This window comes from Nitrosospira sp. Nsp1, assembly GCF_900100985.1.
In the GTDB taxonomy this organism is placed as follows: Bacteria; Pseudomonadota; Gammaproteobacteria; order Burkholderiales; family Nitrosomonadaceae; genus Nitrosospira.
Map to the genome: position 1 here is coordinate 14,630 of NZ_FMUF01000019.1, position 11,828 is coordinate 26,457.

Consider the following 11,828-nt stretch of genomic DNA (forward strand, 5'->3'; position numbering starts at 1 on the left):
AACCCGTCAAGCCACGTATTTTTGATCGCGTTTAAGCGATCTCAGCCCGGAGAATAATCAAATTGAAAGCTAGAGACCTCACTGTTTCTGAGCTTTTACTTCCTATTACAGATCGGCTTAGGAAAATCGGAAGACCACGCGTCCCTATTAGCGAAGAACTGCCGTTGCGATCTGAACTGTTCAGTGCAGATCAAATGGAGTTGTATGGCGGCATCCTTGCAGCATCTCACGAGCTATCAACGAGTGGGGGCACGGATCAGCTCCTGGCGCGGCTGGATGAGAACGAAAATACGCTCTTCAACATCTGCACCGTACTGACGGAAGCGGTAACAGCGGATCAGCTGCTTACGCCGGCGGGCGAGTGGATATACGACAACTTCTATTTGATAGAAGAGCAGATCCGTATGGCCAGGCGTCATCTTCCCAAAAACTATAGTCGCGAATTACCCCTTCTTGCGCGCGGCGGCAGTGCAAATCTTCCGCGAGTATATGACATCGCTTTGCAGGCGATCTCGCATGGCGATGGCAGGGTTGATACAGAGAGCCTCAGGCGTTTCGTCGCAGCCTATCAGGCTGTCGTGAATTTGCAGCTGGGAGAGTTATGGGCGATTCCGATCATGCTGCGGCTCGCACTGATCGAGAACCTGCGCCGGGTCGGGGTTCACGTCGCTGCCGGTGGCATAGATCGCAAGCTTGCTGCCACCTGGGCTGGGGAAATCACGAGTATTGCCGAGAGAGATCCCAAGAGTCTGGTTCTTGTCATTGCCGATATGGCGCGGTCCGATCCGCCGATGACGACACCTTTCATCTCCGAACTGGCACGGCGACTACAGGGGCAGGGGCCCGCGCTGGCGCTTCCGTTGACCTGGATCGAGCAGAGGCTTGCTGAGTCGAATCAGACAATCGACCAGATGGTGCAGTTGGGAAATCAGCAACAGGCGGCTGACCAGGTCTCGATCTCCAACAGCATAAATACGCTGCGTACGTTGGGCGCGATCGACTGGCGTGAATTCGTTGAAACCACCAGCATCGTTGAGCAGACCTTGCGAGAGGATCCGGACGGGGTCTACAGCCGCATGGATTTTGCCAGCCGGGATCAGTATCGGCATGTGGTGGAGCGTGTAGCGAAGGCAAGTCCGGTATCGGAAGTGGAAGTGGCACGGCGAGCGCTCCGGTTGGCACGCGAGGCAGCGGCGACGGCGGACGATAATGCCAGGGCACATGTCGGTTTTTATCTCGTTGACGACGGCTTGCCCGACCTTGAAGAGGCAGTACGAGTACGCTTTTCATTCCTGGAGAAACTTTGGCGAATCGGCCGCCGCTATCCGCTTTTCCATTATCTTGGTGCGATCGTATTGATTACGGCAAGCCTGGTCGGCATGCTACTGGCTGAAGCCCATGCCGACGGTGCGAACGGATGGCTGCTGGGAATGGTTGGCATGCTGTCGCTTTTCACGGTGAGTCAACTGGCGGTAGCGCTGGTCAACTGGGCGAGTCCTCTACTGGTGCGACCCCATTCGATGCCCCGCATGGATTTCTCCAAAGGCATCCCTGCGGCGTTTCAAACATTGGTTGTGGTTCCCACCATGCTGACAAGCGAGTCAGATGCGCGGCGTCTTGTTGAGGCGCTTGAAGTCCGATTTTTAGCCAATCGCGACGGTAATCTCGACTTCGCGTTATTGACCGATTTCAAGGATGCGGATCAGGAAACGCTTCCCGAAGACCAAATATTGTTGGATGCCGCACGAACAGGTATCGAGGAGCTGAATAAAAAATATGCCACTGGCGCTGCGGATAACACGATTGAGGCGGACGGCTCCGGCGGCTCAGCGGTAAAAGGTAAGGACAGCCTTTTTTTTCTATTTCACCGCCCACGCCGATGGAATCCTCAGGAACGGCTCTGGATGGGTCAAGAGCGCAAACGGGGGAAACTTGCCGATTTAAATGCGCTTTTAAGCGGGGCCGGAAGCGACGCGTTTTCCCTCGTCGTCGGTAATATGGCGGTGCTGTCGAATGTAAAATACGTCATCACACTCGACACCGATACCCAGTTACCGCGGGAAACCGCCCATCAATTCGTGGGTGCGATGGCACACCCGTTGAATCGCCCGAGGCTCGAAGAAAACTCTGCAGAGGGAAGGGCGGGTCTGGTAACCGAGGGTTATGGAATTTTGCAACCGAGGGTTGCGGTAAGTCTGTCGAGTACCAACCAATCGCGATACGCATGGCTTTTCGGCGGCGAGGCCGGCATCGATCCATACACACGTATCGTCTCTGACGTTTATCAGGATCTGTTTTATGAAGGCTCGTTCGTGGGTAAGGGAATTTACGACGTCGATGCATTCGAGCAGACGGTTTGCCGCCGTTTTCCCAATAATCGAATTCTGAGCCATGACCTTCTGGAAGGATGCTATGCACGGGCAGGTTTACTAAGTGACGTTGAGTTATATGAAGAATTTCCCTCACACTACAGTGCGGATGTAAGCCGCCGCCACCGGTGGATTCGAGGAGACTGGCAGCTCGCCAGCTGGTTGTTGTGGCGTGTACCGGGGCCGCAGGGAAGTTATCAGCCAAATCCGCTATCGGCATTGTCGAGGTGGAAGCTGATGGACAATCTTCGGCGCAGCCTGGTCCCGGCAGCCATGACGCTACTTTTGTTGTTGGGTTGGATGGTACTCACCCATGCATGGTTCTGGACGCTGGTCGTTATCGGTACGCTTTTTATTCCAGCTGCGATAACCGTCATAATAGACTTGCTGAACAAGCCGAAAGAAGTCGCGCTGCGTTCTCACATTATCACCTCCATGCGCACGGCTGGCCGGCAATTCGGGCAGGTGGCATTCACACTGGCATGCCTTCCATACGAGGCTTATTTCAGCCTCGACGCGATTCTCCGTACCCATGTGCGGCTATTTATCACTCACCGCGGTCTTCTTGAATGGAATCCTTCCCATTATGCGGAAAGTGAGACTGATCCGGCTGACGTGAAGGATGGGCGTGCCGGTCTCGGCGCTTCCTTTCAATCGATGTGGATAGCACCTGTAACGGCAATAGCCGCGGTAGCAGGAATGGTGGTTACAGAGCCATTGGCATTGATAGGGACATTGCCTGTATTGTTGTTATGGGCTGGGTCTCCCGCTATTGCCTGGTGGATAAGCCGGCCGCTTCCTCCCCGCAGCACAGAGTTAACCATTGGCCAGATACATTTCTTGCGCCAGATTGCGCGTCGGACATGGCTTTTCTTCGAGACTTTCGTCGGCCCAGAGGATAACTGGCTACCCCCTGACAATTTTCAGGAGTATCCGGTCGCGGCTATCGCGCACCGGACATCGCCGACCAACATGGGTCTGGCGCTATTGGCCAATATTACCGCCTACGACTTCGGCTACATTGGCACTGGACAGCTCATTGAACGCACCATGAATACGTTGCAGTCGATGGAAACGCTTGAACGGCATGCCGGTCATTTCTACAATTGGTACGATACAAAAACAAAGACGCCATTGACGCGCTATGTCTCCACAGTGGATAGCGGCAATCTGGCGGGTCACCTGCTGACATTGCGCACTGGTCTATTGGAAATATCCGATGAGCCGATTATTCGCGAGCATTTATTTCTGGCACTGGCCGACACGCTGCGGGTGCTTGAAAAAACCGCCGGTTCCGTTCCTGCAAATTCTTCCTTGGCACAATTCGAAAAAGCGCTCGCGATCGCAGCAGAGGTGCGCCCGATCACAATCGCGAGCGTGCGGGTTGATCTCGATCGGTTAGCTACCTGCTCCAGGGCGATTATTCGCGAGATTAACGAAGAGCCAAAAACGTTGGCCTCCAGCGAAGCTCATGAGTGGGCAGCTGCGTTGAATAAGCAGTGTGAAAGCGCACTGGCGGAATTGATCAGCCTCGTGCCCCAATCCCTGCCGGCTGCTGCCATGGATGATGCGGATGTAGCACACTCGACGGAAAACCCTTCCTTGCGACAACTCGCGAGCGAAGGTAGCGCGGTTGCGCTTGAGCAGTTGGCCAACCTTGAACGCCTGGCACGTCAGGTAGCCGACATGGCGCAGATGGACTATAGCTTCCTGTTCAACCATGCACAGCGGCAACTCGCAATAGGATATAACGTCGGTGAGCATCGACTGGATGCCAGCTACTATGATCTGCTCGCATCGGAGGCAAGACTCTGCAACTTTGTCGCAATTGCCCAGGGAGCGTTGCCGCAGGAAAGCTGGTTTGCCCTGGGGCGCATGCTGACCAGTTACGGCGGTGAAGCGACTTTACTGTCCTGGAGCGGCTCGATGTTCGAGTACCTCATGCCGCTGCTGGTAATGCCCACGTTCGATAACACACTTCTGGACCAGACCTGCAAAGGGGCAGTCAATCGCCAAATAGCGTATGGTGAGGAACGCGGCATCCCCTGGGGTATCTCCGAATCCGGCTATAACGCCGTCGACGTCCAATTCAACTACCAGTATCGCGCGTTTGGGGTTCCAGGGCTGGGGCTCAAGCGAGGCCTCGGCGAAGACCTGGTCATTGCACCCTATGCCTCCGTACTGGCGCTGATGATCGCTCCGGAAGCCGCCTGCCGTAACCTTCAGCACCTTGCTGCCCAGGATATGGTCGGTAAATTCGGCTTTTACGAGGCCGTCGACTATACGCCATCACGGCTGCGCCGCGGTGAAACACGCGCCCTGGTGCGCTCGTTCATGGCGCATCACCAGGGTATGAGCTTACTTTCGCTGGCATATTTACTGCTGGATCGCCCGATGCAACGGCGGTTCGCGTCCGAGCCCATATTTCAGGCAACAATCCTGTTGCTTCAGGAGCGTATCCCCAAGGCCACCGTCTTCAGCCCACAAGCGCCCGAGCTCCCCGACGTGCGCATCATCAAGGAACTCCCGGAGATGCCGGTGCGGCTTCTATCGAGCGCAAACACCCCTATTCCGGAAATACAGCTTCTGTCAAACGGCCGCTATCACGTCATGGTAACCAATAGCGGCGCAGGAAGCAGCCGCTGGAAGGATCTCGCCGTTACGCGCTGGCGGGAAGACAGCACTTGCGATTACTGGGGCAGCTTCTGCTATCTGCGCGATGTGGAGAGTGAAGAGTTCTGGTCGAATACGTACCAGCCTACCTTGAAAGAACCCAAGCGTTATGGGGTCGTCTTTTCGGAAGGACGGGTCGAGTTCCGGCGACGCGACCTTGATTTCGATACGCATACTGAAATTACAGTCTCGCCCGAAGATGACATCGAGCTACGCCGGGTCCGCATCACTAATCGTGCCTGGACACGCCGGACGATCGAAGTCACTTCATATGCTGAGGTAGTGCTCGCGGCGCAGGCGGGTGACGCGCAAGCACCGGCTTTCGGGAATCTCTTTGTGCAGACGGAAATATTGGCAGACCGGCATGCGATTCTATGCAGCAGGCGGCCGCGCTCCCAGAGCGACCCGGTGCCCTGGATGTTTCATCTGATGGCGGTACATGGTGTCGCTACGGAGGAAATCTCATACGAGACGGATCGCATGGTTTTCATCGGACGAGGAAACGACGTGTCGGCGCCGCAGGCGATGACAACTTCCGGACGGCTTTCCAATAGCTCGGGCTCGGTTCTCGACCCGATTGTCGCTATTCGCAAGTCCGTTACCATCGAACCGGGAGAATCCGCGACGATAGATATCGTTACCGGCGCCGGGGATTCCCGTCATGCTGCCATGCATCTGGTCGAAAAATATCAGGATCAGCACATGACGAACCGCGTCTTCGATCTTGCGTGGACTCACAGCCTGGTCGTGCTGCACCAGCTTAATGCGACTGAGTCCGACGCGCAATTATTCGGCCGGCTGGCTGGTTCGGTGCTGTATGCGAATGCTTATTTACGCGCTGATCCCACCGTGCTGAGCAAAAACCAGCGCAGCCAGTCGGGACTGTGGGGATACGCAATTTCCGGCGATCTGCCCATTGTGCTGCTGCAGATCAGCGATGGCGCCAACATCAATCTGGTGCGCCAACTGGTACAGGCGCATGCTTACTGGCGCGTGAAGGGAATTGCCGTCGATCTGGTGATCTGGAATGAGGACCATTCGAGCTATCGTCAACTGCTGCACGATCATATCATGGGCCTGGTGGCTGGAAGTTCCGAAGCGCACGTGCTCGATCGTCCAGGTGGCATTTTCATCCGCCGCGCGGAACAGATTGCCTCCGAGGATCGGATCCTGATGCAAACCGTAGCGCGGGTGATTATTATCGACAGCAATGGAAGTTTGATGGAACAGTTGGCTCGCCGACTACCTGCGGATTTACCGGTTCCTGCGGCTGGACTGGAGCGGGTACGCCGGCCTGATTCCGGACAGAGTGTCAAGCTGCCGGACCGGGAACTGCTCTTTGCCAATGGGCTGGGGGGATTTACCGCCGATGCGCGCGAATATGTCATCACAATCGGAGGGGGGCAGACGACACCCGTGCCCTGGTCAAATATCCTGGCGAATCCGCAATTCGGCACCGTTATCTCGGAGAGTGGTCAAGCGTATACCTGGCGCGAAAATGCGCACGAATACCGCTTGACTCCATGGCACAACGACCCTGTTTGCGATGCCGGTGGAGAGACATATTACCTGCGAGATGAAGAAACCGGCCATTTCTGGTCGCCGACAGCGTTGCCGAGCCCGGGGGCAGCGCCATATGTTACCCGGCATGGATTTGGATACAGTGTCTTTGAACACATCGAGGATGGCATTCATTCTGAACTCTGGGTCTATGTCGCCCTTGATGCTTCCATCAAATTCACAGCACTGAAAGTACGCAATGAATCCGGGCGACCGCGCCAGCTTTCGGTAACGGGCTGTGTAGAATGGGTATTGGGGGATTTGCCCGAGAAGAGCAGAATGCACGTCGTTACCGAGATAGATCCCGCCAGCGGAGCGTTGCTTGCACGCAATCCTTACAGCAATGAATTTTCGGGTCAGGTTGCTTTTTTTGATGTGGACGATAAAGGGCGCAGTGTAACCGGCGACCGAACCGAGTTTATAGGCCGCAACGGTAGATTGAGTAACCCAGCTGCAATGAGGGCCAAAGAACTTTCTGGACGGGTTGGGCCAGGGCTTGATCCCTGCGGCGCTATCAGGGTTCCACTTGAATTATTCGACGGCCAGACGCAAGAAATTGTGTTTCGTCTGGGCGCCGGGCTTCATACTGATGATGCCCTCAAGATCGTGCGGCGCTTCCGCGGGATTACGGCTGCGCATGAGGTCCTTGAAAACGTACACCGTTATTGGGTGCGCACACTCGGCACTGTACAAGTGGAGACGCCCGACCCGTCGGTAAACGTGATGGTAAACGGCTGGCTGTTGTATCAGGTTATCGCCTGCCGGTTGTGGGGACGCAGCGGCTATTACCAATCGGGCGGGGCTTTCGGTTTTCGTGATCAATTGCAGGATGTGATGGCGCTTGTTCACGTTGAGCCCGCTCTCGTGCGCGAGCATCTGCTACTGTCGGCTTCGCGGCAATTTATAGAAGGAGATGTTCAGCATTGGTGGCACCCGCCAGCGGGCCGCGGCATCCGGACGCGCTGTTCGGATGATTATCTATGGTTACCCCTGGTGGCGTGTCGTTATATTGGAACCACCGGCGATATCGGTGTACTGGATGAGCCTGCCGGTTTCCTGGAAGGTCGGCAGGTCGGCGCTGATGAAGAATCTTACTACGATCTTCCGATTCATTCTGTAGAGGTTGGGACGCTGTACCAGCATTGCGTGCGGGCCATCGTGCATGGTTTGCGATTCGGCGAGCACGGTCTTCCGCTGATGGGCAGCGGCGACTGGAACGACGGCATGAATCTCGTTGGTTTCCACGGGCGAGGGGAGAGCGTCTGGCTGGCCTTCTTCCTGTACGACATACTCATCCGGTTTTCGGAAATTGCAGAGCGGTACGGAGATACGGCATTCGCAGGACGATGCCGCGCCGAAGCTGATCTGTTACGCAAAAATATCGAACTACATGGTTGGGATGGCAAATGGTATCTTCGCGCCTTCTTCGACGACGGCTCTCCCCTTGGCTCTACCAGCAATCCCGAATGCCGCATCGATTCGATTGCGCAGAGCTGGTCGGTTTTGTCCGGCGCGGGTTCCGCCGAGCGCCAACAGCAGGGAATGGAAGCGGTGGATCAGTACCTCGTTCGACGTGACGCCCACCTGATCCAGCTTCTTGATCCACCCTTCGATAAATCGCCCTTGAATCCCGGGTATATAAAGGGTTATGTGCCCGGCGTGCGCGAGAACGGAGGCCAGTATACGCATGCCGCTATCTGGGCGACGATGGCTTTTGCGGGCCTGGGAGACCATAAACGCGCATGGGAATTGCTGGAGATGATCAATCCGGTAAACCACGCACAGACCCCCGAGGCGGTTACGGTCTACAAGACGGAGCCATACGTTGTCTCAGCCGATGTTTATGCGGTTCCGCCCCACACGGGTCGCGGTGGATGGTCGTGGTACACCGGTTCTGCCGGCTGGCTGTATCGCCTGATGCTGGAAACATTGCTTGGCCTCACGCTGGCGGAAGACAAGCTGTACTTCAAACCTTGCCTCCCGGCCGAATGGAGCACGTTCACCGTCAAGTACCGCCATGGAGAAACGATCTATGACATTACTGTCGTCCAGGCAGTCGCCGGTGAGGACAACGAGAGTGTCACTATTGATGGCGTTGGCCAACAGGATTTGGTGATTGCACTTGTTGATGATGGAGCGCCGCACACTGTCGAAGTCAGGCTGGGTAACGCTCGAACTTGGCGGTAACTTCAGCAGATTTAGCAGAAATGATGGGTTGTTATATTTGAAATTACCTGCTGGCATATTGATTGCAGGTAATCATTCCAGATCGGAATCGGTATCTGTCAGGCGCGGTTTATGGGCGTTCTAACGAACTGGGTGAAGGAGGCGACCATCGCAGAGCATGAATGGAGGAATCTCGGCGTTATTCAATGCAACCATTGTTCTCCTGTAAACTCCATGAAAGCCCAGGAGTTCATGCTCTAGGCCAGAGGAGCAGGTGAGCCGGCGAACGGTATGCCGGATCTCAGAGCAGGGCGTAGGGCAGGTATCGTGGCTTTGGCAATCCCGACCATGAGGCTCTGCGTATACTGCTGAAGTAGATAACGTAGCGGACTGCCCAGCTCGAATTCTCTTCGGAGATTAGTTGCTTTAAGCCGATAGCCAAAACCGGCGCGCTGCACCACTGCCCGTGTTGGGGCGATTTTTCGGCCCATAAGCATGGAAATGCCGAATACACCTTCGTTGCCGATAACGGCAATTTTCACGGGCTCTTCATTATCGATGATTTTGAGAAGAGAAATAATACCGGTGGTGGGAAAATACACAAGGTCCAATTCGCCGCCATTTTCATAGACCGCCCATCCTTGAGGCAGGGATACAAGCTCAAGGCAGGCTTGCAGCCGCTCGTAATCCTTCTCGGGGAGAGCGGCCAAAAAAAGATTTTGCTTAGGTGTGTGTAGATATGACATTACGTTCCTCTCTATTCGCCTGTCTCGACGAAAACAATATATGGCCGGCTGATAAGTGCATCAGCGCGCGGGGTCTTGCGCACAATTGAAGGATACATACAAACTCAAGGATCGTATGTGCGGTGGCCGACAGACGAGTATTACGAAAAGGAATAAAAAGGTCCAGCGAAGTCAATGTGCGAGTAGCAATTGAGTGGGAATGTTGCACCGGCAAGTTTTTTTGCCAATGTTCTCGAAAGAAACAGATGAAAGGAAAGGAAAGGAAAGCAGCGATCTGTCGAATACAAATAGTATACCCCTATCAACTTGCCTGGAGGATGTGATGACCAAGACCGCCAAGGAAACAAAAGAAAAACTCATTAAAGACTTTCGGTCCGTTATTGCCGATACTGAGGAATTGATGAAATTCGTGAGCAACGAAGGTGGCGGAAAAGCGCAGGCGTTGCGCGACAAAATCGACGACAATCTGAAGGGTGCCAAGGAATATCTACAAAATATTGAAGGCGCTGTCGTCGACAAGTCCAGGGTTGCGGCACGGGTGACCGATGACTATGTACATGAAAACGCGTGGCGGACTATCGGACTGGCGGTTGGAGTTGGTATTCTCGTCGGACTCTTGATGAGGAACCGGGAATAATCGTTTTCGTGAACCTGAATGCCCATCAGGAAGAGCGGATAGCAAGCCGTCAGCGCAAAGAGAGTTCCGATTTATGCCGAGGCAGTGCGCTGGACTGTCCGGCTATTCGCCACTAATTGGGCGGGGGAACTGATGATGAAAATAGAACGGGGGAACCGATAATGAAAATACGTGTAGTGCTTGCCACATTTTCAGTCTTGCTTTTTACGGGGGGTAGCGCTTCTGCAGCCACCTTCAGCAGCTTATACACCTTTGGAGACAGTCTTTCAGATATTGGAAGCAGCCCATCTGCTGTCACGAGCATTTACAAACTCCTCGGTGACAATTGCGACCCTTCTCATCCCTGCGGCCCTTATTTTCATGGCCGCTTCTCGAATGGACCCGTCGCTACGGAGAAACTGGCAGATTCCCTTTTCCCCGGCGGAGGGAACAGTACCAATTTCCGCAGCTACTCGGTGGGCGGCGCCACATCGGGTGTGGGCAACGGCGGTGATGGAGGCAGTGCAACCGAGCCAGGAGGCTTTGACATACCAGGTATAGAGTTAAAGTCGCTGCCGGGCATGCAGCAGGAGGTGGAACGTTACATGAGAGATTCGGGGGGCGTAGCCGATCCCAACGCTTTATATGTCGTATGGGGCGGCGGCGGTGACTATCTGACACACAATTCTCCCGTTGGCGCCGCGCAAAATATCGGTTCATACGTGAGCACGCTGGCGGCAGCAGGGGCAAGGAATTTTCTTGTCCCGAATAGCGGGGATCTGGGACACACCCCTGAAGCCAGAATCAATAACGATGTAGCGCAGGCTCAAGCCTACTCGATTGTTTTCAATAATGAGCTGGCAACTCAACTGGGAGGTGTGCATTCAAATTTTCCTGCAGCGGATATCCGTCAATTCGATACTTATTCTTTTCTGAATAATATTATTCAGGATCCAGCAGCCTTTGGATTTACCGATGTAACGAACGCCTGCGTCTCCCTGCTTGTTTTTTCTTGTGATAACTCTGATACGCATCTTTATTGGGATAGCGTTCATCCTACAACCCTGGCTCATTCCCTTCTGGGGGCGGCGTTCGCTACCGCGGTAACCAGCGCGGTGCCGGAGCCCCAAGTTTTCTCGATGTTGGTTGCGGGACTGTTCTTGCTGGGTATTGGCGCGTATAGGCGGTCGGGCCAAGCTGGCCCTGCCAACGAGGCGTTTCACCGGGAATCCGCCGCCTGAACAGCGAAACTAGACCAAGCCATTCGAAACGGCTGCAACGAGGTGAGGGTGGTCTCATATGCTGGTAACATTCAAGAGCGATGCGTATGCAGATATAATGATGTTTGGAGATGCAGCGCATCGTCTATTGAAAATGATGGGGCATAGCGGAACTGTGCCCAGCGCAATATTGGCTGATGACGTTCCGGCCGCGCTTGAACGCTTGAAGCGTGCCATTGAAGATGGAAAATCGGGATCGCAGGAACCCGGCGCGGACCCGGGAGGCGCGGACCCGGACGACCAAACTATAAGCCTGAATTATCGGGCGATACCTCTGATCGAATTGCTTACCGCGGCCGCAAAAAAGCACTGTGATGTAATGTGGGATAAAGTTTAAGTTTGGTTTATCAAGTCCTCTTACGAACAAGCAACGGATGAGCTGGTTTCTCAAGAGACGAGTAATCGCCGATATTCATGC

The 11,828-nt window shown here is 54.7% G+C and carries 5 protein-coding genes; 4 read left to right on the forward strand and 1 reads right to left on the reverse strand.

What is annotated here, in order from left to right; genetic code table 11:
• The first annotated feature begins 194 nt into the window (after positions 1–194).
• Positions 195–8,789: a glycoside hydrolase family 94 protein gene (locus BLP78_RS11540; RefSeq protein ID WP_176752855.1), complete on the forward strand. Its 8,595-nt coding sequence runs from the start codon at positions 195–197 to the stop codon at positions 8,787–8,789.
• A gap of 236 nt (positions 8,790–9,025) precedes the next feature.
• On the opposite strand, the gene BLP78_RS11545 is transcribed toward BLP78_RS11540, so the two are convergent.
• Positions 9,026–9,514: a Crp/Fnr family transcriptional regulator gene (locus BLP78_RS11545; RefSeq protein WP_256330247.1), complete on the reverse strand. Its 489-nt coding sequence runs from the start codon at positions 9,512–9,514 to the stop codon at positions 9,026–9,028.
• Positions 9,515–9,836: 322 nt separating this feature from the next.
• Here BLP78_RS11545 and BLP78_RS11550 point away from each other — a divergent pair, with 322 nt between their 5' ends.
• The 3 genes from BLP78_RS11550 (at position 9,837) to BLP78_RS11560 (ending at position 11,747) form a co-directional block, all read left to right on the forward strand.
• The gene (locus BLP78_RS11550; RefSeq protein ID WP_090459424.1) at positions 9,837–10,151 is read left to right on the forward strand and encodes an ElaB/YgaM/YqjD family protein; all 315 of its coding nucleotides are present in this window, start codon (positions 9,837–9,839) and stop codon (positions 10,149–10,151) included.
• Between the two features lie 161 nt (positions 10,152–10,312).
• Complete coding sequence (locus BLP78_RS11555; RefSeq protein WP_090459377.1) at positions 10,313–11,371, forward strand: SGNH/GDSL hydrolase family protein; 1,059 nt, start codon at positions 10,313–10,315, stop codon at positions 11,369–11,371.
• A 58-nt stretch (positions 11,372–11,429) separates the two neighbouring features.
• On the forward strand, positions 11,430–11,747 hold the full coding sequence (locus tag BLP78_RS11560) for a DUF1840 domain-containing protein (RefSeq protein ID WP_090459379.1): 318 nt from the start codon (positions 11,430–11,432) through the stop codon (positions 11,745–11,747).
• The last annotated feature ends 81 nt before the right edge of the window (positions 11,748–11,828 follow it).